At 38.1% G+C, this 26,388-nt stretch carries 22 protein-coding genes; 16 read left to right on the top strand and 6 right to left on the bottom strand.

What is annotated here, in order from left to right:
* The 4 genes from ABH942_RS13220 to ABH942_RS13235 form a co-directional block, all read left to right on the top strand.
* Positions 1 to 2,244: T9SS type B sorting domain-containing protein (locus ABH942_RS13220; RefSeq protein ID WP_370032723.1), on the top strand; the 2,244-nt coding region annotated here is incomplete at its 5' end.
* Between the two features lie 71 nt (positions 2,245 to 2,315).
* The gene (locus ABH942_RS13225) at positions 2,316 to 3,260 is read left to right on the top strand and encodes a type IX secretion system membrane protein PorP/SprF (RefSeq protein WP_370032725.1); all 945 of its coding nucleotides are present in this window, start codon (positions 2,316 to 2,318) and stop codon (positions 3,258 to 3,260) included.
* 145 nt (positions 3,261 to 3,405) lie between these two features.
* Complete coding sequence (locus ABH942_RS13230) at positions 3,406 to 3,858, top strand: very short patch repair endonuclease (protein ID WP_370032727.1); 453 nt, start codon at positions 3,406 to 3,408, stop codon at positions 3,856 to 3,858.
* Positions 3,859 to 3,899: 41 nt separating this feature from the next.
* Positions 3,900 to 4,409, top strand: coding sequence for a nuclear transport factor 2 family protein (locus tag ABH942_RS13235; protein ID WP_370032729.1), 510 nt, complete (start codon positions 3,900 to 3,902; stop codon positions 4,407 to 4,409).
* 54 nt (positions 4,410 to 4,463) lie between these two features.
* On the opposite strand, the gene ABH942_RS13240 is transcribed toward ABH942_RS13235, so the two are convergent.
* On the bottom strand, positions 4,464 to 5,402 hold the full coding sequence (locus tag ABH942_RS13240; RefSeq protein WP_370032731.1) for an L-threonine 3-dehydrogenase: 939 nt from the start codon (positions 5,400 to 5,402) through the stop codon (positions 4,464 to 4,466).
* 271 nt (positions 5,403 to 5,673) lie between these two features.
* Between ABH942_RS13240 and ABH942_RS13245 the strand changes: the two genes are divergently transcribed.
* Both ABH942_RS13245 and mfd read left to right on the top strand, forming a co-directional pair.
* Positions 5,674 to 6,333: a hypothetical protein gene (locus tag ABH942_RS13245; protein WP_370032732.1), complete on the top strand. Its 660-nt coding sequence runs from the start codon at positions 5,674 to 5,676 to the stop codon at positions 6,331 to 6,333.
* A 48-nt stretch (positions 6,334 to 6,381) separates the two neighbouring features.
* Positions 6,382 to 9,693, top strand: a complete 3,312-nt coding sequence (mfd, locus tag ABH942_RS13250; RefSeq protein WP_370033073.1) for a transcription-repair coupling factor — start codon at positions 6,382 to 6,384, stop codon at positions 9,691 to 9,693.
* Positions 9,694 to 9,729: 36 nt separating this feature from the next.
* Here mfd and ABH942_RS13255 read toward each other — a convergent pair whose 3' ends face one another.
* The 3 genes from ABH942_RS13255 to ABH942_RS13265 form a co-directional block, all read right to left on the bottom strand.
* A complete protein-coding gene (locus ABH942_RS13255; RefSeq protein ID WP_056067355.1) occupies positions 9,730 to 10,389 on the bottom strand; it encodes an aspartate kinase in 660 nt (219 codons plus the stop codon).
* A 69-nt stretch (positions 10,390 to 10,458) separates the two neighbouring features.
* Entirely contained in the window at positions 10,459 to 10,818 is a 360-nt protein-coding gene (locus ABH942_RS13260; RefSeq protein ID WP_370032734.1) for a YraN family protein, read from the bottom strand.
* Between the two features lie 3 nt (positions 10,819 to 10,821).
* Positions 10,822 to 11,712, bottom strand: a complete 891-nt coding sequence (locus ABH942_RS13265) for an LD-carboxypeptidase (RefSeq protein WP_370032736.1) — start codon at positions 11,710 to 11,712, stop codon at positions 10,822 to 10,824.
* Between the two features lie 242 nt (positions 11,713 to 11,954).
* On the opposite strand from ABH942_RS13265, the gene metG reads away from it, so the two are divergent.
* The 5 genes from metG (at position 11,955) to ABH942_RS13290 (ending at position 17,790) form a co-directional block, all read left to right on the top strand.
* On the top strand, positions 11,955 to 14,012 hold the full coding sequence (gene metG, locus ABH942_RS13270) for a methionine--tRNA ligase (protein ID WP_370032738.1): 2,058 nt from the start codon (positions 11,955 to 11,957) through the stop codon (positions 14,010 to 14,012).
* 65 nt (positions 14,013 to 14,077) lie between these two features.
* The gene (locus tag ABH942_RS13275; RefSeq protein ID WP_370033075.1) at positions 14,078 to 14,764 is read left to right on the top strand and encodes an HAD family hydrolase; all 687 of its coding nucleotides are present in this window, start codon (positions 14,078 to 14,080) and stop codon (positions 14,762 to 14,764) included.
* Between the two features lie 35 nt (positions 14,765 to 14,799).
* Positions 14,800 to 15,429 (top strand): CatA-like O-acetyltransferase, encoded by a 630-nt coding sequence (locus ABH942_RS13280; protein ID WP_370032740.1) that lies wholly within the window; start codon positions 14,800 to 14,802, stop codon positions 15,427 to 15,429.
* 45 nt (positions 15,430 to 15,474) lie between these two features.
* Positions 15,475 to 16,878: a hypothetical protein gene (locus ABH942_RS13285; protein ID WP_370032742.1), complete on the top strand. Its 1,404-nt coding sequence runs from the start codon at positions 15,475 to 15,477 to the stop codon at positions 16,876 to 16,878.
* Positions 16,879 to 16,887: 9 nt separating this feature from the next.
* On the top strand, positions 16,888 to 17,790 hold the full coding sequence (locus tag ABH942_RS13290; RefSeq protein WP_370032744.1) for a histone deacetylase: 903 nt from the start codon (positions 16,888 to 16,890) through the stop codon (positions 17,788 to 17,790).
* Between the two features lie 117 nt (positions 17,791 to 17,907).
* Here the strand turns inward: ABH942_RS13290 and ABH942_RS13295 are convergent, their stop codons facing one another.
* A complete protein-coding gene (locus ABH942_RS13295; protein WP_370032746.1) occupies positions 17,908 to 18,240 on the bottom strand; it encodes a single-stranded DNA-binding protein in 333 nt (110 codons plus the stop codon).
* Positions 18,241 to 18,406: 166 nt separating this feature from the next.
* Between ABH942_RS13295 and ABH942_RS13300 the strand changes: the two genes are divergently transcribed.
* The 5 genes from ABH942_RS13300 to ABH942_RS13320 all read left to right on the top strand — a co-directional run bounded on the left by ABH942_RS13300 (position 18,407) and on the right by ABH942_RS13320 (position 24,220).
* Positions 18,407 to 19,933, top strand: a complete 1,527-nt coding sequence (locus ABH942_RS13300) for a GNAT family N-acetyltransferase (protein WP_370032748.1) — start codon at positions 18,407 to 18,409, stop codon at positions 19,931 to 19,933.
* Between the two features lie 119 nt (positions 19,934 to 20,052).
* Positions 20,053 to 20,418: a hypothetical protein gene (locus ABH942_RS13305; RefSeq protein WP_370032750.1), complete on the top strand. Its 366-nt coding sequence runs from the start codon at positions 20,053 to 20,055 to the stop codon at positions 20,416 to 20,418.
* A 10-nt stretch (positions 20,419 to 20,428) separates the two neighbouring features.
* The gene (locus ABH942_RS13310; protein WP_370032752.1) at positions 20,429 to 22,816 is read left to right on the top strand and encodes a M28 family peptidase; all 2,388 of its coding nucleotides are present in this window, start codon (positions 20,429 to 20,431) and stop codon (positions 22,814 to 22,816) included.
* Entirely contained in the window at positions 22,803 to 23,606 is an 804-nt protein-coding gene (locus tag ABH942_RS13315) for an SDR family oxidoreductase (protein WP_370032754.1), read from the top strand. Before ABH942_RS13310 ends, ABH942_RS13315 begins: the two co-directional genes overlap by 14 nt.
* Positions 23,603 to 24,220: a hypothetical protein gene (locus ABH942_RS13320; RefSeq protein WP_370032756.1), complete on the top strand. Its 618-nt coding sequence runs from the start codon at positions 23,603 to 23,605 to the stop codon at positions 24,218 to 24,220. Before ABH942_RS13315 ends, ABH942_RS13320 begins: the two co-directional genes overlap by 4 nt.
* A 37-nt stretch (positions 24,221 to 24,257) precedes the next feature.
* Here ABH942_RS13320 and ABH942_RS13325 read toward each other — a convergent pair whose 3' ends face one another.
* Complete coding sequence (locus tag ABH942_RS13325) at positions 24,258 to 26,315, bottom strand: M13 family metallopeptidase (protein ID WP_370032758.1); 2,058 nt, start codon at positions 26,313 to 26,315, stop codon at positions 24,258 to 24,260.
* Positions 26,316 to 26,388 lie beyond the last annotated feature (73 nt).

Raw genomic sequence — 26,388 nt, forward strand, 5'->3', positions numbered from 1 at the left:
CTAGGACAGCTGAACTACACGAACCTGAACGGCGGACAGACCTATACCATCTATGTAAAAGATGCCAACGGTTGCCAGATCACGCCTCTGACCTTTACGATAAATCGTGGTGTTGACATCCGACCTACGGCTACTGTAGTGCCAAACTGTACCGGCAACGTTCCAGGAAATACGGTTACCATAAACGTGAATCCTGCCGTAGCGGCACAGGTGCAGTACTCGTTGGATGGAATCAACTATGTTGCTTCCAATGTATTTACGAATGTAGCGCCTGGAAGCCATACCGCTTATGTGAAACACCTGAACGGATGCGAGAAGCCGGTTACTTTCACAATCAATACGCTATTACCTGTTGCAGCTAATGCGAATGTGACGGCTAACGTATTGTGTTTCGGACAGTCAACAGGACGTATTCAGGTAGTAGCTACAGGAGGAACAGGAGTATATCAATATGCCATTTCTCCTGCTTACAGCTACTCTTCTTCAAGTACATTCAACAACCTTACTGCCGGAACGTATTCTGTAAAAGTAAAAGATGTGAATGGTTGCGAAATCACGCTTACAAATATTACGGTAACCCAACCCGCTACTGCACTTACAGCAGTAGTAACCGAAACACCGGAAACTTGTGACGGATTAGACAATGGTACTATAACAATAGTACCTTCAGGAGGAACGGCTCCATATTATACAAGCCTTAACTCGAATAACCCTGCCAACTTTACAACGACACTTAATTACACCGGCTTGATTGGAGGAAGGCAGTACACTGTTTATGTAAAAGATGCCAACGGATGTCAGATTACTCCGGTAACACTCCGCATAAATGATGGTTTAAATCTGCAACCTACTGCAGTTGTAACCACTAATTGCAACGGAAATACGCCAGGTAATACGGTAACGGTTTCTGTAAATCCTGCTGTCGTAAATGACGTGCAATACTCATTGGATGGTATCAATTATGTAAACTCAAATATTTTCAACAACTTGCCTGTAGGTCTACACACCATTTTTGTGAAGCATACTAACGGTTGTATTAAACCAACATCAGTTAGGATAAATGCAGTAACACCAATTACAGCAAGTGCAACAGCAGTCAATGCTACTTGCAACGGCCTGTCAAACGGACGAATTACTATAACAGCTTCAGGAGGAACTGGATCACTTCAATATGGAATTTCACCGGATTTCAATCTTTCTTCAAGCAATATATTCCAAAACCTTGCGGCAGGAAACTATATTGTTAGAGCTGTTGATTCTAAAGGCTGCTACAAAGAGGTAAACATTGCCGTAACAGAACCTAATGCGTTACTAGCAACTGCTATAGATGTTCTTCAAGAAATTTGTGTAGACGATAATAACGGTGCTATTGAAATTTCGGTAACCGGAGGAACAGCTCCTTATTCGACAAGTCTTTCACAAAATGGCACTTATGTCCGAAATGAATTCTTATACGAGAATTTAGACGGAGGACAAACGTATACCATTTACGTAAAAGATGCGAAAGGCTGTACTACTTCTGTACAAGTAACCTTAGATGCTCCGATTGATATTGATGCAAATCAAAATATTGTCTATAGCTGTAATGGAAATACCGTTACGATATTGGTAAACCCAAGCGTTGCTAATAATGTAACCTACTCCTTAGATGGTGGTACGCATCAAACAGGAAACATATTCACGGATCTTACTAACGGACGCCATACGGTTGAAGTTTTTCATGCTTCTGCTTGTACAGATACCGTTTCGTTTTTCATCAGTAATGCGGTACCTGTAACTGTTACTCTGGCCGAAACCGGACTTAACAAAATTACCGCAACGGCTTCAGGAGGAACCGGAAATTACACTTATACTTTCAACGGTCATGATAATGGCAGAAATAACGTATATGTTTTCTATCAATCCGGTGCTTATGAAGTTGTAGTGACTGACAGTAATGGCTGTGAAGCACGAGCTACTATCAACGTAGTTTTCGTCGACATCACGATTCCAAACGTAACAACTCCTAATGATGATGGTGACAATGACACTTGGTCGCCTGGTAACACGCAAAACTATCCTAACATTACCACTGACATTTTCGACAGATATGGAAGGAAAGTTGCGACGTTGAGACAAGGACAATCATGGGATGGACGATACAACGGTACTGAATTGCCTTCAGGAGATTACTGGTACCTCATCAAACTTGGGAATCCGAATGACAACCGAGAATTTGTCGGAAACTTCACTATTTACAGATAAATGAGAAAAGCCGTTCCTATCGGAAATGGTAGGAACGGTTTTAATTAAAGTGCCCCAAAAACAAATACAAAATGAAAAAAATATATCACCTTCTGTTGATTTTCTTGACAATACAGACATTGCATTCTCAAGAGTTGTCGATACCTACCTTTACCCAATATCTGGCAGATAACCCATTTGTTATTTCTCCATCATATGCAGGAATAGGCGACAATGTGAAAATTCGAATGAACGGCCTGACACAATGGGTTGGAGTTAAAGATGCTCCGGATATGCAATCGTTGGCAGCCGACATGAGGATTGCGGACAATTCAGGAATCGGAATATTTCTTTATAATGACAAAAACGGAAATACTCGGCAATATGGAGGCAAGTTTTCTTTTGCACACCACCTTATTTTGGATAAATATTACGACCAATTCCTATCTTTAGGTATTTCTTATAACCTAAACCAATTCCGACTTGAAATTGAAAATTTCAATGTTCCCGATATAGGTGTAAAAGATGACCGAGCTGTTATCAACCACAACTTTGATGTATCTGTATTATATCGTTTTCAAGATTTTTATTTCAGCTTTAATGCCAGCAACCTCCTAAATAAAAACCTGGACAAGTTCAACATTAATGAACCTGGAAAGCTTCGAAATTATCAGTTTTATACCGGTTATATCTTTAGAGAAAACAGAAATAGCTCCTTCGAAGTAGAGCCTTCTGCTTATGTACAATATTTCGAAAGTGACGGACGTTCCTCAACAGACCTGAACGTAAAACTCCGTTGGAAAGATAATAATGACGATTATTATTGGGCCGGGTTAACCTACCGTTTTCTAAATGACCAGATGATGGAGCCAATAAACATAGGGCCTATGGCAGGACTTAAAAAGTCTAACTTTTATTTTGCCTATTCCTATCAACTTACCACCAACGAGCTGCTGGCTTACAACAGCGGTACACATATGATTACACTTGGCCTTGATATTTTCCAGGGAGTCAGCAACTGTCCTTGTACTTTTTAAGTAATATATAATATACTGAAGAACGCGGGTCAATTGACCCGCGTTTCTTTTTTAACTAATTTAGCTGTTCTCTTACTGCGCTTACCCACCCTATTTATCCTTTTATACAAGCCTTCAAAAACTAGCGCCACAAATAGTTTTTAGAATGGACATATTCACAAAAGAGAAGCGAAGCAAAATTATGCGCGCCATCAAAAGCAAGGATACCAAAGAAGAACGACTTTTGGCCAAAGCATTATGGCGTCGCGGACACCGATACAGAAAACACGACCACACAATCTTTGGAACTCCTGATCTTTCGTTCAAGAAGTACAGAATAGCCATTTTTGTCGATGGTGAATTCTTTCATGGCAAAGACTGGGACACTATACAACAGCGACTCGACACCAACAAAGAATTCTGGCTTGCCAAAATTGAAAAAAACAGGAACCGCGACAAAATTGTCAATGAATACCTAAACTCAAAAGGCTGGTTGGTTCTTCGGTTTTGGAGCAAAGACGTAAAAAGAAAACTATATACCATCGTCAGGACTATCGAAAAAGAAATTGAAAACATTCATAAAAGAATCTATTTTCAAGATACTCTGCCAAATAAATAATTGCTCAATCAGCAATTTTTCTATCTTTAAAGAAAAAACAGATGAAAAAAACAGTACTTCTTCTTTTCCTGACTGCAACCATAACCGTCTATGGACAAAAGAAACAAGCAGACAACGTTGAAAAAGAAAAAATCGCAAAACTTCTGGATGAATGGCATGCTGCTGCCGCCAATACCGATTTTGATGGTTATTTTGGCAAACTCACCGAAAACTCTATTTTTATAGGAACTGATGCAACCGAAAACTGGAATAAAAAAGAATTTGAAGCGTTTGCCAAGCCTTACTTTCAAGAAGGAACCGTTTGGAATTTCAAAGCACTTGAAAGAAATATCTTTTTGAGCGATGACAAAAAAACAGCCTGGTTTGACGAACTTCTCGATACCCAAATGAAAATATGCCGTGGTTCAGGTGTTTTGGAAAAGATAAATGGCAAATGGATGATTAGACACTATGTATTGTCTACAACTGTTCCGAATGATGTTATAGACGAAGTCATCAAAGTTAAAACACCAATTGAAGACAAGCTGATTGAAAGACTAAAGAAGAAATAAAAACAAATAAAAAACCCGTTGAAATTCAACGGGTTTTTTATTTGCTATATGGGATTATGATAAATGTTCCAGCATATCTTTGGTCATGCTTTCCAAATCAAATTCATGTTTCCATCCCCAATCTTTTCGTGCATACGAATCGTCAATACTGGAAGGCCAGCTGTCAGCAATCTTCTGTCTGAAATCAGGTTCATACGAAATTGAAAAATCAGGAATATGCTTTTTTATTTCGGCTGCAATTTCTTTTGGTGTAAAACTGATTCCTGCCAAATTATAAGAAGAACGGATTTTGATATTTTCTTTCGGCGCTTCCATAATACTCATTGTTGCACGAATAGCATCATCCATATACATCATTGGCAATTCTGTGTTTTCAGATAGAAAACATTCGTATTTTCCATCACTTAACGCCTTGTAGTATATATCAACAGCATAATCTGTCGTACCACCACCCGGAGGAGTCGACCAGCTGATTAATCCCGGATAACGGATGCTTCGAACATCTACTCCGAAAATGTTATGATAATATTCGCACCATCTTTCGCCAGACTGCTTGCTGATTCCATAAACGGTTGAAGGTTCCATAACCGTATATTGAGGCGTATCGTCTTTTGGAGTTGTTGGTCCAAAAACCGCAATACTCGACGGCCAGAATATTTTTTTAATTTTTCCGGCTTTGGCCAGATTCAACACGTGAAAAAGAGAATTCATGTTCAGATCCCAGGCAAAAGCAGGATTCTTTTCTGCTGTTGCAGAAAGCAAAGCAGCCATCAGATAAACATCTTCAATTTGGTATTTCTCAATTACGGTTTCAACCTGATTAAAATCCAAGGCATTTACAACCTCAAACGGACCGGAATTTACAAATTCAGGACTTCCTTTTCGCACATCTGATGCGATAACAGCGTCCTTGCCATATTGGCTACGAAGCTTTTTTGTCAATTCTGTTCCTATTTGGCCACAAGCCCCAATAATTAAGATTTTTGCATGCATTTCACCTGTTTTTTGTTGGACAAATATAACGATTTCGAAAAACAAATTTTGCTTTGGTTCGTTTGATTTCGGAATGAAATCTGAAAGATTTGTGATTATTACATAGCAAAAATCAGGATTTCACAATTTACCATTCGTAATCACCTCATTAACTACTGATTATTCATTGGGCAAATCCTGAAATTTTAGTGAAGTTTTATGAATATGCGGTATCTGGCTCTCGTTTTCTTACACAATTGTTTGCTAACTTTGCATTTCAAAAATTACTCTGATGAAAATCTATTCCTATATCATACTGGCTCTGTTTTGCTTTTTAGTTTCCTGTAAGGATGACGAAGCAGCCCGACTAGAAGCCAATGCAAAAGACAGCAAGAAAAACGAGCAAATTTTTGCTTCCATCGACAAAGCATGGAATTTTAATCCACAGCCAATGAATCCTACTGTTGTAAGTATCATTCAAGATTGGAGCGAATGGCGGCTTTTTATGACAGAACTGCAACAAAAACCTAAAAGTTCAATTGGCGCTTTCCAGCAAAAGGCAAGAACATTGTCCCAAAAAGCCATGGATCTAAATAACCATATTCCTACTGCTTTCGATAAGCCTGAAATCAAGAGCCGCATCATGACGTTGATTACAAAAGTGCGTTCACTTGATTTGTTTATAAATCTAAACCAGATTCAAGAGCAGAAAGTCATAAAGGTAATCCCTGAAATCAATGAAGAAATTGCTTCATTGCAATCCCAAATGGATGAGATTGTTAGGAAAAGTCAGATTCGTCTGGAAGACGGAGAAGCTGAAATGCTGCGTTCGATTGCAAAAGATTCATTGCAAAAACCACAATCAAAACCGGAAAATCTTCCAAAACCGAGCAACTCAACACAACAAGGAGGCATCGTCCCAACCTTGAATCCAAAACAAAAAAGCCAATAGTACAATTTGAAACCGCATATTCTAAAAACATACGCCGGCAATCCAAAAATCAAGCAGATTTCTGAAAATCTTGCCGTAAGGGAAAACAAAATTCAGATCAAGGGTCTTATCGGGTCCTCACTTTCTTTTGTTGTAGCCTCATTGTTCGAAAAAAGCGAACTCCCATACCTACTTATCCTTCAGGACAAGGAAGAAGCTGCTTATTATCTGAACGATCTGGAACAGCTCATTGGTGAAGAAGATGTTCTTTTTTATCCAGGATCGTACCGCCGTCCCTACCAGATTGAAGAAACTGACAACGCCAGTGTTCTTCTTCGTGCAGAAGTTTTGAACAGAATCAATTCCAGAAAAAAACCGGCTGTTATTGTGACCTATCCGGAAGCGCTGTTTGAAAAGGTCGTAACACGAAAAGAATTAGACAAAAACACGCTGAAAGTTGCCGTAGGTGACCAGATTTCTATAGATTTTATAAACGAAGTATTATTTGAATACGAATTCAAACGTGTTGACTTTATAACAGAGCCAGGAGAATTCTCAGTTCGTGGAGGTATTCTCGACGTATTCTCGTTTTCGAATGAAGATCCTTTCCGTATTGAATTTTTTGGAAACGAAGTCGACAGTATCCGAACTTTCGATGTCGAAACACAATTGTCTATCGAAAAGCAGAAAAAAATTACGATTATCCCAAATGTCGAAAACAAATTCTTTCAGGAAAATCGCGAGAGCTTTTTGAATTACATCAATGAAAAAACAGTTCTTTTTATCCAAAATACAGAACTGCTTTTTTCAAAATTGGATCAACTTTTTGGAAAAGCAAAAGAAATCTTTGGCTCAATGCAGTCAACAGTAAACCATATCGCTCCCGAAGAATTATTCCTAAACCAAGAAGCCTTTATCAGAAAAGCGCTGGATTTTACGATTGCAGAAGTAAGTTCGCGGGCTATTTTTAAAACGCAAAAAACTTTTGAGTTCCATATTCTTCCACAACCTTCTTTCAACAAACAGTTTGATTTATTACTGAACAACCTCAACGATAATCATTTTAACGGATACAAAAACTTTATTTTCTGTTCCAATGAACAGCAGGCAAAACGCTTCCATGATATTTTTGAATCGTTGGATGAAGCCAATAGCGAAAACATACGAAAACAGTATCATACAATCGTTTTTCCTCTATACCAGGGATTCATCGATGAAGAAAACCAGATAGCCTGTTATACAGACCACCAGATTTTTGAGCGTTACCATAAGTTCAGCATCAAAAATGGCTATTCTAAAAAACAGACCATTACCTTAAAAGAACTGAATACTCTTTCCGTTGGCGATTATGTAACACATATCGACCACGGAATCGGGAAATTTGGAGGTTTGCAAAAAATTCAGGTCGAAGGAAAAACGCAGGAAGCTATTAAATTGGTCTATGCTGATAATGACATCGTATATGTAAGTATCCATTCTCTACATAAGATTTCGAAATTTAATGGAAAAGACGGAACTCCGCCAAAAATATACAAGCTGGGTTCTAATGCATGGAAAATACTCAAGCAGAAAACCAAGGCCAGAGTCAAGCACATTGCATTCAATCTTATCCAATTATATGCAAAAAGAAGATTAGAAAAAGGATATCAATATGCTCCGGACAGTTATCTTCAAGCCGAATTAGAATCGTCGTTTATATATGAAGACACGCCAGATCAGGTTAAAGCAACCCAAGAGGTCAAAGCCGATATGGAAAACGAACGTCCTATGGACCGATTGGTTTGTGGTGACGTAGGTTTTGGAAAAACAGAAGTCGCTATCCGTGCAGCATTTAAAGCGGTAGACAATAGTAAGCAGGTTGCTATTTTAGTCCCGACTACAATTCTGGCTTTCCAACATTTCAAGACTTTTTCTGAACGTTTGAAAGACATGCCGGTTACTGTTGGATACCTGAATCGATTCCGTACAGCAAAACAAAAGACCGAGACTTTAAAACAATTAGCGGATGGTAAATTGGATATCATCATCGGTACGCACCAACTTGTCAATAAAAATGTCGTATTCAAAGATTTGGGACTACTCATAGTCGATGAAGAGCAAAAATTTGGTGTCAACGTAAAAGACAAACTAAAAACAATCGGTACCAATATCGATACGCTCACGCTTACAGCAACTCCAATACCGAGAACCTTGCAGTTTTCGCTGATGGCAGCCCGAGATTTATCGGTTATCACAACACCTCCACCAAACCGCTATCCTATAGAAACACAGGTTGTGCGATTTGGAGAAGAGCTAATCCGTGATGCTATTTCTTATGAAATACAAAGAAACGGGCAAGTTTTCTTTATCAATAACCGTATTGAAAACATCAAGGAAATTGCCGGAATGATCCAACGCCTTGTTCCCGGAGCAAGAGTTGGCGTAGGTCATGGCCAAATGGATGGCAAAAAACTGGAAGAATTGATGCTTGCCTTTATGAATGGAGAATTTGACGTTCTGGTTGCTACGACCATTATTGAAAGTGGGCTTGACGTTCCAAATGCCAATACGATATTCATCAACAATGCTAACAATTTCGGATTATCAGACCTTCACCAAATGCGTGGTCGTGTAGGACGAAGCAATAAAAAAGCATTCTGTTATTTTATCACGCCTCCTTACTCTTCAATGACAGACGATGCCCGAAAGAGAATTCAGGCTCTGGAACAATTCAGTGAGCTGGGAAGTGGATTCAATATTGCCATGAAAGATTTGGAAATCAGAGGTGCAGGAGATTTATTAGGTGGAGAACAAAGCGGTTTCATTAACGAAATTGGTTTTGAAACCTACCAAAAAATCATGAACGAAGCCATTGAAGAATTGAAGGAAAACGAGTTCAAAGATTTATACGAAGAAGATAACAAAGGCACTGAAAAAGAATATGTAAAAGAAATCCAGATTGATTCTGATTTTGAACTCCTATTCCCTGACGAATACATCAATAACGTTTCCGAAAGGCTCAACCTCTATAATGAGCTGAGCAATGTGAAAAATGAAGAAGAGCTTTTGGCTTACGAAAAAAAGTTAGTCGACAGATTCGGAGCTTTGCCAAAACAAGCCGTCGCCTTGCTAAACAGCATCCGCATCAAATGGATTGCAACCCGTTTAGGAATAGAAAAACTGGTTCTGAAACAAGGCAAAATGGTAGCCTATTTTGTGTCAGACCAGCAGTCAGAATATTACACATCAAACCAGTTCCATAAAGTATTGCAGTTCGTGCAACGCAACGGAAACCTATGCAAGATGAAAGAGAAAGAAACCAAAAACGGCCTGCGCCTTTTACTGACTTTTGAGAATGTCAAGTCGGTTAAGAAAGCTCTGGAATTGATGGAAATGATTTAAAAACAAAAAGCCGCTTATTATTAAGCGGCTTTTTGTTTATAGGCTTTTCAGGTCCTTGATAACTTTGAAAGCAACATCTACTTCATCTTCGCTTACAAGGATTGTAAATTCATAAGATGTAGAAATTACTTCATTGACAATGATTCCTTCCCAGGCAAGACGCTGGAAAATAAAATAATAAACGCCCGGTGTCGAAACGTTATCTTTAGGAAGTTTGACAGTAATCGATGCCAAATTTTCCCATTTGTGAAGCATTTTTTCGCCAACAAAATGTTTGTCGACTAAATGGCTCACGCTTTCACTGACCACAATATTGGTTTCGCTTACACCTCTTGAAGAAGTGTAAAAAATATCCGAATAGGTGTTAATCTCAGAAATCAGGCTAGCCTGTTTGTCCAAAATCTTATCAGAAACAGCGAAAGTAAAATCGGTAAGCGATGAACGTACCGTAATTTCGCCGATGCCTTTTAGAACTTTTAGGATTTTATGGTTTAACCTAAAATCTAAATCTTCCGAAAGACGTTTTAGAGCCATAACAACAGCTCCTTGTTTTACCTCTTTTCCTAATTCTTGTTTTAAATCGGGAAGCATATTTCTAGACAGCGAAGTCAGGTTTATGATTCCTTGAGACAAAGCGCTCAAGAGGAAAGGCTTTGTCTTGATGTAGTGCTCTACAACAGACGATATTGTTTTCATAATGGGTAAATTGGTGGTAATAGTTTTACAAACATACAATTTAAAAACAATTTGTTAAAAGCATAACCGTTAAAAATGTAAAAAAGCATCAATCAGATGCTTAATTGTGAAATTTTCTGCGTTTTTATGAATTGAGATGATGTCAAAGCGAACATTGACATCTAAATTTTTAACAATAACGTATTCATTGACGGCTTTTACTAAAAGCTGTATTTTTTTGGGCTTTACAAATTCCTGTGGCAACCCAAATTCAATACTGGATCTTGTCTTGACTTCAACAATTGCAAGCACATCTCCTTTAAGGGCTATAATATCGACTTCTGCTTTTTGGAAAACCCAATTCGTTTCTAAAATTTCATAACCTTCTTTTTGCAGGTACTCCACTGCAAGTTGTTCACCATGCTTTCCGAGTTCATTATGGACAGCCATGATCTATTCAAATTTCAAAACCGTTTCTTTGTCATTGACTTCCAATGTTACATTTTTCCCTAAAATCAAAGCACGATTGTCTTTGATATGGCCTGCCGGAAAATTATAAGCGATTGGTATTTTGAGATCTTTTACAACATCTTCTATGATTTCAAGAGCGTCTTTTCCCCAAGGAATATCGTTGTCATTCATAGAAGTCATTCCGCCAATGATAATACCTTTTAGCCCGTCAAGCGAACCATTCCTTTTCAGATTCATCATCATCCTATCGATATGGTAGAGATATTCGTCTAAATCTTCTATGAAAAGGATTTTGCCTTTCATATCAACCGCAGATTTAGAACCCTGAATGCTATATAAAACGGAAAGGTTTCCGCCTACGAGTTCACCTTGAGCTTTCCCTTTTTTATTGAATGGATGAGCCGGAATATGATATTCCAACTTTTCTCCAAACAACGCTTTTCGCAAAGATTCAATCGCTTCAGGTGTTGCAGTTTTGGCACTTATAGCCATAATAGCGTGCAGCGTACCTATATCCATATTATTGATATGGCTGTGTAGTACCGTAATATCACTAAATCCTATAACCCATTTTGGTTTTTTCTTGAAATTAGTAAAATTAATTCTGTCAACGATCCTCACGGTTCCATAACCGCCTTTTGCAGCCCAAATGGCTTTGATAGTTGGATTATCCAGCATTTCCTGAAAATCGGTTGCACGCTGCCAGTCGGCTCCGGCTAATTGATTCTGCTCTTTGCCAATCGTTTTGCCTATCACCACTTTGAGTCCCCAACTTTCCAACAACTTAATTCCCGGTTCAATAGTAGCTAAATCAATTTTTCTGGCTGTGGCTAAAATGCCCACCGTATCTCCTTTTTTTAAATATTCTGGCATGATGACTTTGTTTTGCGCATGAAAGGTTAAGAAATTCAACAATGTTAGAGCAGTAAAAAATAACTTTAATCGATTTGGCCTTTGCATAATGTCTGATTTCTGTTAAACAAATAAACAAATAAACGAGGTAATCTGCAAGTCAGATACTTTGAAACCTATTGCCTTCTCCTTTAGATTTGTAATACCATTTTAGGTATTTCAGCGCCAATAGATTATTTTTGCATACTTATTAAAGAAAATCCATGATACAAGATCCAAAAAGATATACGATTACGGCAGCTTTGCCATACACTAACGGACCTATACACATTGGCCACCTGGCAGGAGTATATGTTCCTTCAGACATCTATGCTCGTTTTCTGCGTATGCAAGGGCGAGATGTTGCTTTTATTTGTGGAAGCGACGAACACGGAGTTGCTATTTCAATGAAAGCAAAAAAAGAAGGAATCACGCCACAAGAAGTAATCGACAAATATCATACCTTGATTAAGAAATCTTTTGAAGATTTCGGAATTTCTTTTGACAACTACTCCAGAACATCGGCAAAAATTCATCATGATACGGCTTCCCAGTTTTTCAGGACTTTATATGACAAAGGCGATTTTATTGAAGAAGTAACGGAGCAATTATATGATGCCAAAGCCAATCAGTTTTTGGCCGACCGTTTCGTTATAGGAACCTGTCCAAAATGCGGCAATGAAGAGGCTTATGGTGACCAGTGCGAAAGATGCGGTTCGTCGTTGAACGCTACAGACCTTATCAATCCGAAGTCGACAATTACCGGGGAAACACCAATCCTGAAATCGACAAAACACTGGTTTCTGCCTTTAGACAGATATGATGCCTTTTTAAGAGAATGGATTTTAGTAGGACACAAAAACGATTGGAAACCTAACGTTTACGGCCAGGTTAAATCATGGTTGGAAGATGGCCTAAAGCCTCGTGCTGTTACACGAGACTTAGACTGGGGAATTCCTGTTCCGGTTGAAGGTGCAGAAGGCAAAGTTTTATATGTATGGTTTGATGCGCCAATCGGCTATATCTCATCTACAAAAGAATGGGCACAGCGCGAAGGAAAAGACTGGGAACCGTATTGGAAATCAGAGGATACAAAACTGGTGCATTTTATCGGAAAAGATAATATCGTATTCCACTGCGTGATTTTCCCTGCAATGTTAAAGGCTGAAGGAAGCTATATTCTTCCGGATAATGTTCCTGCAAACGAATTCCTGAATTTGGAAGGAAATAAACTTTCAACATCAAAAAACTGGGCTGTCTGGTTGCATGAATATTTGGAAGATTTCCCGGAGAAACAAGATGTATTGCGTTACGCGCTGACATCCAATGCTCCGGAAACAAAAGACAATGACTTTACCTGGAAAGACTTCCAGGCGAGAAACAACAATGAATTGGTTGCCATTTTTGGGAACTTTATCAATCGTGTCGTGGTACTGACCAACAAATATTATGACGGAATCGTACCTCAACCAAATGATTTTTCAGAAATTGACGAAGCTACCTTGACAGAATTAAAAGCCTATCCGGCAGTAATTGCAAGTTCTGTTGAACGCTACCGTTTCAGAGAAGCATTAGGCGAGTTGATGAATGTTGCCCGTCTTGGAAACAAATATCTGGCTGATGAAGAGCCTTGGAAAGTCATCAAAGACAATCCGGAAAGAGTAAAAACCCAAATGTATGTTGCCTTACAGATTGCAGGTGCATTGAGCGTATTGGCAGAACCTTTCTTGCCTTTCACAGCTCAAAAACTGACGCGCATCTTAAATACAGAAAGTAAATTTTCTTGGGATACCATTTCTGAAAATTCTGACCTAATCCCGGCTGGACATAAAATTGGCGAGGCCGAATTGCTTTTTGCAAAAATTGAAGACGAAGAAATACAAAAACAAGTAGATAAATTAGAAGCTACAAAAACAGCCAACAAAGCAGAAAACAAAAAAGCAGAACCTCAAAAAGACCTGATCCAATATGAGGATTTTGCAAAAATGGATCTGCGTGTTGGAACCATTCTTGAAGCAGAAAAAATGCCAAAGGCAAACAAACTCCTTGTTTTAAAAATAGACACCGGAATCGATATTAGGACTATTGTTTCTGGTATAGCCGAAAGCTTTTCTCCTGAAGAAATTATTGGAAAAAAAGTTACTGTTTTGGCGAATTTGGCTCCAAGAAATCTACGTGGCGTTGAAAGCCAGGGAATGATTCTGATGACGACTAATCCGGAAGGAAAATTAGTCTTTGTAAATCCGGATGCTGAAGCTGGTAACGGAGAAACTATAAATTAATAAATTCCCACCCTGGCAGGATTTAAAACCCTACCGGGATGGTAAAAAAAGGATTGCCTAAAAAAATGAATATAAAAGTAATTGCTTTCGACGCAGACGATACCTTATTTGTAAACGAACCCTATTTTCAGGAAACAGAAGAAAAATTCTGCGCCCTGATGCAGGATTATTTATCACACCAGGGATTATCTCAGGAATTGTTTCGGGTAGAAATCCAGAATCTTTCCCTATATGGTTATGGAATTAAAGGATATATCCTTTCCATGATTGAAGCCGCAATGAAAATTTCAAACAAGACCATCAGCGTTGATGTGATTGAAAAAATAATTGAATACGGTAAAGAATTACTTCAAAGACCAATAGAATTGTTAGATGGTGTTGAAGAAACTTTGGAAGCGTTGCACGGAAAATACAAATTAGTCGTTGCCACTAAAGGTGACCTGCTAGACCAACGCCGTAAATTGCACAATTCAGGTCTGGGGCATTATTTTCACCATATCGAAGTAATGTCAGACAAACAGGAAAAAGACTATCATGATTTGCTTAACCGATTGGAAATACAACCGCAAGAATTTTTCATGATTGGAAATTCCTTAAAATCAGATGTACTGCCTGTATTGGGAATAGGCGGCCATGCCGTACACATTCCTTTCCATACGACCTGGGCACATGAAAAAATAGACCATAAAGTAGAACACAAAAACTTTAAGGCTTTAGAGAAGATTGCAGAAGTCTTGCCGCTTTTGCTATAATTAAAATACGACAGCACTAGTTGCTGAAAAATAGAATGAAAACCAAATTAGACCTGAACACCTGGCCAAGAAAAGAACACTTTGAATTCTTTAGCAAATTTGAAGAACCATTTTTTGGAATAACCGCCACTATAGACTGTACAAAAGCATACGAAACTGCTAAGAAAAAAGGCACTTCTTTCTTTTTGTACTACCTGCACAAAACACTAGCAGCAGTAAATTCTGTTGAGAGTTTTCATTACAGAATTTCTGAAGGAGAAGTATACCGTTATGACAAAATCGATGCTTCACCTACATTAACACGAGATGATAATACTTTTGGTTTTTCATTGGTCGAATTTTTTCCTGAATTTGAAATTTTTGAAGCCAAGGCTAAAGAAGAAATCGAAAGAGTAAGGAATACGCCTGGCCTATTTACAAGAAACTTTGAGGTTGACAACCTGATTCATTTTTCTGCTATTCCTTGGGTTGATTTCACTTCTTTGTCGCATGCCCGCAGCTTTACTTTTCCCGACAGCTGTCCTAAAATTTCAATAGGGAAAATGGTTACCCATGACAATGGAAAAAGAACGATGTCAGTTTCCGTCCATGTACATCATGGATTGATGGATGGTTTGCATGTTGGAGAATTCTTCAACAGGTTTCAAGAATTTATGGATTCTTAAACTGGTATTGTTTTTGAGCAGAAAGAAACTAAAAAACAACAGCTTATGAAAAAAATACTCCTTACGCTTTTTACTCTTTGCTGCATCAATCTTTCTTTTGGCCAGACACTACTTGCCTCGCATCCTTTGGAGCTAAAAAAAGCAACGAGCTACCACCAAATCATCAATGCTGTAAACAACCAAAATCAGGTGTTTGCATTTGCATCGGACAAAGAAAAACTAAAAGTCCTGAAATTCAGCAATGCCTTGTTTTTTAAAGACAGCCTATCCGTAAGCCGTCCTGACAAAAGCTATGAGGCTATGGTAGGATTTAGTTTCGAAGACAATGGAAATCCATACCTGTATTGGTCTTCAGAAGATTATACTAAAATTCAATCGCTGTATTTTGATTTCAACAATCGTACATCATCAACTGCTTCCTATCAGGTTTCCTTTAAAAATGAGGATATCCTTTCTGTCTTTAGCGAAAACAATTCCTTCTACATCCTATCGCTGATCCAAAAAGAAGACAAACTGAAATTTTATTGCTTTAATAAAGGGCAATTAGAAGAAAAAACCGTTGATTTCTCGTCCTTTAAATTCATTGATGAAAACGGAAAATCGTCAACCTTTTCTAAACTAATCAAAGAAAATGCAATCGAAAAAATCGACACCCGATCATCAAATCCTCTTTTCCAAAGTGTTTCGAAGATAAAATTCTATGTTACCGGAAAACAAATGGTGCTCACTTTTGATGCAACAAGCAGGACACAACTTTTCGATATCGACCTTACTACGTTTGCCATAAGCGAAAAAACAATTCCATCACTAACCATAAAAGGAAGCGGCGCCCAATCCAACTCTTATTTACATAACAATAAATTATACCAGATTAAGGCTAACGGAGAAGAATTGGCAATAGCAGCAGCTGATGTAGCAACCGGAGAACAGTTGAAAAACTATACTGCCACTCCAAAAGATTCCATTTCGTTTAGAAATTCCCCACTCTATTCCCAAACAGGAAATCAAAGAGGACAGGAATTAAAAACCACTAAAAAATTCTTCCAAAGGTTAAACAATTCCTATTTAGGAATTACCGTATATAAAACTCCTGCATCTATCATGGTTACTGCCGGAGGCATACGAGACGTAAGCTCAACCGGAGGGATTCTTTTAGGATTATCAACCACCGTAGCAATGGCCGTTTCTGGAAGCTATTATGCTCCAGACGATATGTTTGACAGCCAAAATATGCAAACAGTATATTTCGAGGGACTTTTTGATGATAAATTCGAACATAAAAAAGGCCCGCAGCAGGGATTGGCTGTAGATTATATTTCACAGTTCCTGTATGAAAACAATGTTTCTCTCGTTTCCGTTTTCCCATATAAGGATTATTTTATCATGGGATATTATGATTCTAAGAAGAAGGAATATGCGTTGAGAAAATTCGAAGATTCTAATGACTGATCGTATTTGATGCTACCCATAGCTTTTCATCCTATATACAAGCATCCTTTGCCGGAAAGTCATCGTTTCCCTATGCTGAAGTACGAACTGCTTCCGCAACAATTGCTTCATGAGGGAATTGTTATTGAAAGTGATTTTTTCACGCCGGGAATTCCGGACTTACAATACATTCTGGCAGTTCATGACAAAAAATATGTTGACGAGCTAATTAATCTGACATTAGAAGCAAGAGCGGCACGCAAAATAGGATTTCCACTTTCAACCGAATTGATTGAACGTGAACTCCGTATTGCGCAGGGCACAATCTTAGGCTGTGAAAAAGCGCTACAGACAGGAATAGCCTTTAATATAGCAGGAGGCACACACCATGCCTATTCTAATCGAGGCGAAGCCTTCTGCCTTTTGAACGATCAGGCTATTGGCGCACAATATATCTTAGATAAAAATCTGGTATCAAAGATTCTTATTATCGATTTGGATGTCCATCAAGGTAATGGAACTGCAGAAATATTCCATAACAATCCCAATGTTTTTACTTTTTCAGTCCATGGAAAATCCAATTATCCTTTTAAAAAGGAAACTTCTGACCTGGACATTGCTTTGCCTGACAAAATCGGTGATGAGGAATACCTACATATCATAAACGATACGGTTCCTGAATTAATCCAACGTGAGAAACCAGATTTTATATTTTATCTCAGCGGAGTAGACATATTAGATTCTGATAAGCTAGGAAAATTAGGATGTTCAATAGAAGGCTGCAAAAAAAGAGATGAAATTATCTTCTCTCTGTGCCATCAGCTGGAAATACCTGTCCAATGCAGTATGGGTGGAGGTTATTCTCCGGAAATAAAAACTATTATTGAAGCCCATACAAACACATATCGGGTTGCAAAGAATATTTTTTCATAAAAAAACCATCCCGATTCTGAGATGGTTTGGAGGCAAATTAAATTTGGATGGCGCATAAACATTTTTCAGCTTGTCAACAATTTAATTGCACATCTGCGAAACCTAAAAAACTAAATATTATTTACCCAATAACATGATTTCATTAATCGTGATTTCCGTGATATATCGTTTTTCTCCGTTTTTATCATCATAATTTCTATGGACTAGCTTGCCTTCAATTGCAATCTGATCTCCTTTTGTTACATATTTTTCAATAATCTCAGCCGTCTTCCCCCAGGCTATAACAGAATGCCATTGGGTATCTGTGACTTTCTCTCCCTTGTCATTGGTATACGACTCATTGGTTGCCAATGTTAATGAGGCTAATTTTTTCCCACCGTCAAAATTTTTGATTTCCGGATCCTTTCCGGCATGCCCTATAAGCTGCACTCTGTTTCTTAATGTACTCATGGCGTTTAAAATTTAAATTATACGTCATTAATGCTTAACTATTATTACAAATATGTAACACTTAGTTTGAATTATCCGGTATGTACCCGTTTACTTTCGATTGTAAGCGGATGTAAACGTTTGTAGACCAAAAAAATATGCGTAACTTTCGTGAAATGATTTTTTTATGCAGGCGGAAATTAATAAAGTTGAATTACGAAACTTACAGATAGAAGATTATAAGCAGCTCAAGACTTCGATGTTGCATGCTTACGATGAATTTGATGAACCTTATTGGGAAGAAAAGGAAATTGAAAAATTGCTTTCTCTTTTCCCGGAAGGACAACTGGTCATATTGGTTGATGATAAAGTGGTGGGCTCGGCCCTTTCCATTCTTGTGAACTATAAAAAAGCCAGTTCAAACCATACTTACCAAAAGATTACGGGAAATTTTTCTTTTTCCACACACGATCCTGATGGGGAAGTTTTATATGGAATTGATGTATTTATCGATCCTGCCTATCGTGGACTTAGGCTAGGCAGAAGGTTATACGATGCCCGTAAAGAATTGTGTGAAACCTTAAATCTGAAATCCATAATATTTGCAGGAAGGATTCCGAAATATTCTCAATATTCGGAAGAAATGAGTCCTAAAGAATACATTGACAAAGTACGGATGAGTGAATTATATGATCCTGTTCTTTCTTTTCAGCTAAGCAATGATTTCCACGTATTGAAAATCATGAAAAATTATCTTGAAGGCGATATCAGCTCACAAGAATATGCGGTGTTATTGGAGTGGAATAACATCTATTATGAAAAAAGTCCAAAGCTAATTAATGTCAAAAAAAGCGTTATCAGACTAGGACTGGTACAATGGCAGATGCGTCCGTTGGCTAATCTGGAAGCTCTTTTCGAGCAGTCGGAATTTTTTATTGATGTCGTTTCAGGCTACAGCAGCGATTTTGTATTGTTTCCGGAACTATTCATCGCTCCTTTGATGGCAGATTTCAACCATCTTTCAGAAGCCGATGCTATTAGGGAAATATCCCATTTTTGCGAACCGATTCGCAAGAAATTTCAGGAATTTGCCATTTCATACAACATCAACATTATTACAGGAAGCATGCCGTACATAGAAGATGGAAATCTCTATAATGTAGGATTTCTGTGTAAAAGGGACGGGACATCTGAAATGTATACCAAAATACATATCACTCCCAATGAAGTCCAATATTGGGGAATGAAAGGCGGTTCAGAAATCAGGACTTTTGATACGGACTGTGGTAAAATTGGCATCATGATCTGTTATGATGTAGAATTCCCTGAATTATCCCGATTAATGGCCGATGAAGGAATGGAAATTCTTTTTGTTCCTTTCCTCACCGATACGCAAAATGCCTATACCCGCGTAAAATTTTGCGCCCAGGCCAGAGCTATCGAAAACGAATGTTATGTGGCCATAGCAGGATGCGTAGGTAATCTTCCAAAGGTGAACAATATGGACATCCAATATGCGCAGGCAGCCGTTTTCACACCTTCTGATTTTGCTTTCCCTTCTAACGGGATCAAAGCAGAAGCTACACCTAATACAGAAATGACACTTATTGCCGATGTCGACCTCGACCTGCTGAAAAAACTGCATGAACAGGGAAGCGTCAGGATATTAAAAGACAGGCGAGACGATTTATATAAAATTAAAAAGCTGAAATAGAAAAAAATTTCTGATGTTTGTGTAAGAAAAAGACGTAGTTAGCTCCCGCAAAAAATTTAAGCCTTTAAAGCATAGGATTTCCATGCTATTTATAAATATTCACACAAAAGAAAAAAGTTATGCCAAGATCATGTTTAGAATGCAGGGAGAGAATTACGGGTCGCGAAGACAAAAAGTTTTGCAGCGATGGATGCAGGAATTCATATAATAACAAAATAAATAAAGATTCGAATAATTTAATGCGGAACATTAACAACAAGTTACGCAAAAATTACAGAATTTTATCGGGAATGAATTCTGACGGCAAAACGCGGGTTTCACGGTCAAGATTACTGATTAAGGGTTTTGACTTTGAGTTTTTCACAAGTGCGTTGCCAACAGAAACCGGAAATACCTACTATTTCCTATATGACCAAGCATATCTGCCTATAGAAAATGATTCCTATATGGTAGTAAAGAAAGAATATTTAACACCACCTAAATAATCTCAACTGAATGAAAAAAAGATATAATTCCCTTATTTCTGCTTTGCTTGTCGCAGGAATCATCTATGGGGTTTTCTTTGCAATGATGCCCCAAAACGTTGCCGAAGGAGAAGTCCCACTGACGGAATTTTCTACTAAAAGAGCTCTTGAGCAGGTTGCCACTATAGCTAAATCACCACACTATGTTGGCTCTGAAAATCATAAAACCGTTGCCTCGCTTCTTGAAAAAGAACTTCAAAAAATGGGACTGGAAACGGTAACCCAGGAAGGATATACCTTAACAGAATGGGGGAACCTGGCAAAATCAAAAAATATTCTTGCCCGGATTAAAGGTTCAAACAACTCCAAAGCATTGATGCTCTTATCGCATTACGACAGTGCCCCGCATTCTTCTTCCCTCGGTGCAGGTGACGATGCTTCCGGAATTGCTACCATCTTAGAAAGTGTCAGAGCTTTTCTCGCCAATAAAGCAGCCAATAAAAACGATATCATCATTTTGTTTTCTGATGCAGAAGAGTTAGGCTTAAACGGAGCCGCTCTTTTCGTAACGGGACATCCCTGGGCTAAAGAAGTTGGACTTGTCCTGAATCTTGAAGCAAGAGGAAGCGCAGGACCATCCTATATGCTGATGGAAACCAACAAAGGAAATGCATCTATGGTTAGAGAATTTACAAAGGCGAATCCTGGTTTTCCTGTTTCAAACTCCCTGATGTACAGCATTTATAAAATGCTTCCAAACGACACCGACCTGACGGTTTTTAGGGAAGAGGGAAAAATCCAGGGATTTAACTTTGCTTTTATTGATGACCATTTCAATTATCATACGCAACAGGATGATATCCAGCATTTGAGCCACTCAACTTTAGCACACCAAGGCACTTATATTGTTCCGCTACTCAATTATTTTGCTAATGCCGATTTGAATACGCTCAATAGCAGCGAAGATTATGTTTATTTCAATACTCCTTTTTACTTTGTAAGCTATCCTTTTTCCTGGAATTTTATCTTAGTCACTATTGCCGGAGTATTATTCGTTTTCCTTGTTTTCATCGGTATCGGAAAAAGAACCTTATCCATCAAAGAAATAGGACGCGGCTTTGCTCCGTTCTTTGCTTCCCTGCTGATTTCTGGCGCTGCCGCTTTTCTGGGATGGAAAGTCCTGAACCAGTTTTATCCTCAATACAAAGACATTTTACACGGATTTACATATAACGGCCACTATTATATTGGCTTTTTCGTGTTCATCAGCTTAGCTATCAGTTTTGCTTTCTATAAAAAATACTATTTCGAAAACCAGGCGATGAACTTTGCTATAGCGCCTATGTTTGTATGGATCTTGATAAACATAGCCCTGGCGATTTTCCTTCCGGGAGCAGGATTCTTTATAATTCCTGTTTTTTGCTCCCTTATCATGTTGGCGTATTTTGTAATTACTCAGAAAAAGAGCTGGATACTGAACCTTATTCTCAGTATTCCGGCTTTTATAATTTTTGTCCCGTTTATTACCACATTCCCAATCGGATTAGGACTAAAACTATTGGCCGGAAGCGCAGTGCTGACCGTTTTGGTTTTCACACTCCTATTACCTGTTTTTGGTTATTATCCAAAAAAAGGTGTCTGGGCTACTGCAATGCTGTTGATCGCCCTAGGCTTTTTTATAAAAGCGCATCTGGAATCGGGTTATAAGCCCGGAAAGGCAAAACCAAACAGTCTGTTGTATGTTTACGATGGCGATACCAACAAGGCATTATGGGTGACGTATGACGAAAATCTCGACAGCTGGACGAAAGGATATTTAGGTGAGAAACCTTCAGATGCAAAACAACTGGAACCCTATAACCTATTTAGCAAATACGATTCAAAATTCACTTATTCTAATTCGGCTCCGGCTAAAGAATTGGAAGAACCTACCATCCAATTCCTACGTGATACTATAATTGGAACCCAAAGACATCTGAAGATAAAAATCAGCCCTAACCGAAAAGTAAACCGTTATGATATTTTTGCACATGAGAACCTTACTTTCCATAATCTGAGAGCCAATGGTGTAAAACACATCAACCAAAAGGGCTCTGCCTTCAAGAGAAAGGGGAGAAAGCTTTTGAGTTATTATGTGACGGATAACGAACCTTTAGAATTGCAGTTCAGTATTGCTTCAAAAGCAGTACTTGATATGGATCTGATGGAGTCTTCTTTCGACCTCATGAGCAACAAAATGTTCAGTATTGCAAAACGTGAAAACTGGATGATGCCGACTCCTTTTGTACTAAACGATGCAGTAGTCATAAAACAGAAAATAAAACCTAATTTAAGAAAGGAAATCGTTCCCGAACAGTTATTAGACAGTTTAGAGCAACAGCCAACAAATTTGGAAATCAACGCCAATGCCGCAAATTAGTATTTTAGGTTGCGGATGGCTTGGACTGCCTTTAGCCAAGGATTTACTAGAGAAAGGATTTTCAGTAAACGGTTCTACAACTTCCGAAAATAAGCTCAGTATTCTGGAAAGTTCCGAAGTAAAGCCTTTTTTGGTTACTGTAAGCCCCGAGGGAATTCAAGGAAATCTAAACGACTTTTTAAAAGATTCTGAAATACTGATTATTGATATTCCTCCAAAACTGAAAGGTGATACGAATGAAAATTTTGTAGCAAAAATTCAGAATCTGGCTTTGGAAATCGAGAAATCTTCCATCAAAAAAGTGCTTTTTATAAGTTCAACATCGGTATATACCGATGCGGAAAACATTCCCGTTATCACAGAAGAAGATATTCCAAATCCTGATACCAAAAGTGGCAGGCAGCTTTTTGAATCTGAAAATCTCTTATTGAATAATCCTAAATTCAGCACTACCATTTTGCGTTTTGGAGGATTGATAGGTGAAGACCGCCATCCGGTAAAATTTCTTTCAGGCAGAGAAAATATTGAAAATGCAGATGGCCCAATAAACCTCATCCATCAAAAGGATTGTATTGGAGTTATTTTAAAAATTATTGAAAAAGATTGTTGGAATACGGTTTTCAATGCAGTGGCTCCTATTCATCCAAGTAGAAAAGAATATTATACTCAAAAAGCAGAAAGTCTTGGTTTAGATCTACCAAAATTCAATGCTGAAAAAAAATCAGTTGGAAAGATTATCGACAGCAGTAAACTAAAAGCAGTTTTGGATTATAAATTTGGAGGGATATGAAAAAATCTTTTGCTTTTCTAACTTCAGGGTTAGTCTTTTTTACCATTAGTTGTAATGACAAACTGGCTCTTGAACAAAATGAGAAAGAAACCTATATTATTTCAAAAAGAGATAGCATACAAAATTTATCGTTTAAACTTGAGCATGCTTATTATGCAAGTGCCAATTTTATTCTTGCCGATACTAACAAAATTTTTTTCTATAGAGATTATTCACATTTTGCACGATGTATGCCTCCTATAGACAATCGTCCAACATTCATTGACTTAGATCCAAGAGACATAATACAATTACCCGCATCAAGTATTGGGGAATTTATTGTATTAAATTTTAGTAGGGAGGAAATGTTTAATTCTATTGCTATTGCTTCTTATACGGATACTATAACATCCCCTATTTTAGAAAAAATGTTTTCTGCTTTTGCGAAAAAAAGGCTTCCAAAATTTCTTATCCGTAGGACAACTTTAGAGGAAGAAATTGTGCTCTATCATAAAACCCACAATTTGCCCTATTTTCCTGATGAAGTTGAATGGGACACTACTCGTGTAAATTTCGAATCGGAAGAAGACGTAAAAAACATATTAAAGAAAAGTCAGGAAAAGTTTAAAGAATAAAAAAATCCCAAGTTCACACTTGGGATTTTTAAGTTTATTACCAGATTTTGACTCTCTTGTCTGGTTCTACATACATTCCGTCTCCTTTTTTGATTTTGAATGCTTCATAGAATGCGTCCACATTTTGAAGTGGTACATAAGCTCTGTACATTCCTGGTGAATGCGGATCTGTTTTTACCTGATTCTTGATTGCTTCATCACGAGCTTTGGTTCTCCAAATAGTCGCCCATGAAATAAAGAAACGCTGTTCCGGCGTATATCCGTCAATCAATCCAGGACGTCCATTCGCTTTTAAGTACAATTGCAAACCATCGTAAGCTGCATTTACACCACCTAAATCTCCGATATTTTCACCCAGGGTAAATTTACCGTCAACATAAATTCCAGGTAGCGGCTGCAAAGCACTGTATTGGTCTGCCAAAGCACCGCCCAATCCTGTAAACTGCTTCAAGTCTTCATCAGACCACCAGTTTACCAGGTTTCCATCAGCATTATATCGAGATCCTGAATCGTCAAATCCGTGTGAAATCTCATGTCCGATTACTGCTCCGATTCCGCCATAATTAACAGCTTCATCCGCTTTGTAATCATAGAATGGCGGTTGTAGGATAGCAGCCGGGAAAACGATTTCATTATATGAAGGGTTGTAATATGCGTTTACAGTCTGAGGAGACATAAACCATTCGTCTTTATCAACCGGCTTGTTTAATTTCTCGATGTCATCTTTATAGTTCCAACGAGCTACATTTTTCATGTTTTCAAAATAAGTTCCTCCTTTTTCTGGAGCAACAATTGTCAATGTAGAATAATCTTTCCATTTGTCAGGATAACCAATTTTGATTCTTGACTTGTGTAGTTTTTCAATGGCACTAGCTTTTGTCGCTTTTGTCATCCAAGGCAATCTGTTGATTCTGTTTTCAAAAGCCAGGAAGATGTTTTTGATCATCAATTCCGCTTTAGCCTTAGCTTCTGGCGGGAATTTTTCAGCAACGTATAGTTTTCCTAATGCTTCACCAATTGTTCCGTTTACAGTTTGCAATGCTCTTTCGTCACGAGGTCTTTGCTTGATTGCTCCTGTCAAAGTTTTGCCATAGAATTCCCAGTTTGCTGTTTCGATTTCTGTAGAAAGTGTTCCGGTAGATCTGTTCAGCAACGTCCATTTCATATATTCTTTCCAATCCTCAACCTTATTTTGTTTGAAGATTTCTTCCAAAGAAGTCATGTATTTTGGCTGAGATACGATAACAGAATCTAATTTTGGAAGTCCGATTCCTGTCAGGTACGTATTCCAGTTAATAGAAGGAGTCAGTTTTTGCAAATCAGCAATAGACATCGGATTATACGTCTTTCTTCTGTCTCTTCTTTCTACTCTGTCCAATCTTGGCTTCGCCATAGAAATTTCCAACGCTAAAATCTTCGCTGCGTTTTTCTTTGCCTCCTCTGGTTTTTCACCAAGATATTGCAACATTCTTGCAACATGCTGTTCGTATTTTTCTCTCTTTTCTTTAGAATCGGCTTCATCAGAAACATAATAGTCCCTGTCCGGAAGACCTAGGCTTCCTAAACCAACAGTCACTACATTTCTGTTACTGTTTTTAGCATCAGTTCCTACTCCGGCTCCTGTAAATCCAACTCCGCCAGTCGGCTCCATCTCAATCATCAAGGCCTGAAGGTCTTTTACATTTTTAACTGCATTGATTTTTGCCAAATACGGTTTCAGAGGAGCAATTCCTTGTTTATTTCTTGTTACCGTGTCCATAATGGACTTGTAAAGATTTACAGCCTTGGCCTGATCTGATTTAGGGTCCAGCTTTTTATCCGCTGCCGCTTTCTTAAGGATAGCTAACGCATCTTCATCTGTTCTTTGGCGAAGTTCGTCAAAGCTTCCCCAACGAGTTCTGTCGGCAGGAATTTCCGTATCCTTTACCCATTTCCCGTTAACAAATTTAAAGAAGTCGTCATTGGGTCTTACTGACAAATCCATATACTGGATTTCAATCCCAGGATGCTGTGATTTTTCCTGAGCATTTGCCGAAATTGCGGCTAAAACCATTGCCGTAAAGGACAGCATACCCTTATTCGAAATTATTTTCATATAAAACTCTGTTTGTGTTGCACAAATTTAAAAAGTAAACTATTTGCATCGACTTATATAACTGTTAAAATAA

It is taken from the genome of Flavobacterium sp. 28YEA47A, from assembly GCF_041262125.1.
Lineage (GTDB): Bacteria > Bacteroidota > Bacteroidia > Flavobacteriales > Flavobacteriaceae > Flavobacterium.

Excerpts from the sequence above, each read along its gene's own strand:
- ABH942_RS13280 (WP_370032740.1), top strand. The coding sequence starts at position 14,800 with ATGAAAACCAAATTAGACCTGAACACCTGGCCAAGAAAAGAACACTTT.
- ABH942_RS13300 (WP_370032748.1), top strand. The coding sequence starts at position 18,407 with ATGCAGGCGGAAATTAATAAAGTTGAATTACGAAACTTACAGATAGAA.
- ABH942_RS13315 (WP_370032754.1), top strand. The coding sequence starts at position 22,803 with ATGCCGCAAATTAGTATTTTAGGTTGCGGATGGCTTGGACTGCCTTTA.
- ABH942_RS13255 (WP_056067355.1), bottom strand. The coding sequence starts at position 10,389 with ATGAAAACAATATCGTCTGTTGTAGAGCACTACATCAAGACAAAGCCT.
- ABH942_RS13305 (WP_370032750.1), top strand. The coding sequence starts at position 20,053 with ATGCCAAGATCATGTTTAGAATGCAGGGAGAGAATTACGGGTCGCGAA.
- ABH942_RS13225 (WP_370032725.1), top strand. The coding sequence starts at position 2,316 with ATGAAAAAAATATATCACCTTCTGTTGATTTTCTTGACAATACAGACA.
- ABH942_RS13285 (WP_370032742.1), top strand. The coding sequence starts at position 15,475 with ATGAAAAAAATACTCCTTACGCTTTTTACTCTTTGCTGCATCAATCTT.
- ABH942_RS13320 (WP_370032756.1), top strand. The coding sequence starts at position 23,603 with ATGAAAAAATCTTTTGCTTTTCTAACTTCAGGGTTAGTCTTTTTTACC.
- ABH942_RS13245 (WP_370032732.1), top strand. The coding sequence starts at position 5,674 with ATGAAAATCTATTCCTATATCATACTGGCTCTGTTTTGCTTTTTAGTT.
- ABH942_RS13265 (WP_370032736.1), bottom strand. The coding sequence starts at position 11,712 with ATGCCAGAATATTTAAAAAAAGGAGATACGGTGGGCATTTTAGCCACA.
- ABH942_RS13310 (WP_370032752.1), top strand. The coding sequence starts at position 20,429 with ATGAAAAAAAGATATAATTCCCTTATTTCTGCTTTGCTTGTCGCAGGA.
- ABH942_RS13295 (WP_370032746.1), bottom strand. The coding sequence starts at position 18,240 with ATGAGTACATTAAGAAACAGAGTGCAGCTTATAGGGCATGCCGGAAAG.
- ABH942_RS13325 (WP_370032758.1), bottom strand. The coding sequence starts at position 26,315 with ATGAAAATAATTTCGAATAAGGGTATGCTGTCCTTTACGGCAATGGTT.
- ABH942_RS13230 (WP_370032727.1), top strand. The coding sequence starts at position 3,406 with ATGGACATATTCACAAAAGAGAAGCGAAGCAAAATTATGCGCGCCATC.
- ABH942_RS13260 (WP_370032734.1), bottom strand. The coding sequence starts at position 10,818 with ATGGCTGTCCATAATGAACTCGGAAAGCATGGTGAACAACTTGCAGTG.
- ABH942_RS13290 (WP_370032744.1), top strand. The coding sequence starts at position 16,888 with ATGCTACCCATAGCTTTTCATCCTATATACAAGCATCCTTTGCCGGAA.
- metG (WP_370032738.1), top strand. The coding sequence starts at position 11,955 with ATGATACAAGATCCAAAAAGATATACGATTACGGCAGCTTTGCCATAC.
- ABH942_RS13235 (WP_370032729.1), top strand. The coding sequence starts at position 3,900 with ATGAAAAAAACAGTACTTCTTCTTTTCCTGACTGCAACCATAACCGTC.
- ABH942_RS13240 (WP_370032731.1), bottom strand. The coding sequence starts at position 5,402 with ATGCATGCAAAAATCTTAATTATTGGGGCTTGTGGCCAAATAGGAACA.
- ABH942_RS13275 (WP_370033075.1), top strand. The coding sequence starts at position 14,078 with ATGAATATAAAAGTAATTGCTTTCGACGCAGACGATACCTTATTTGTA.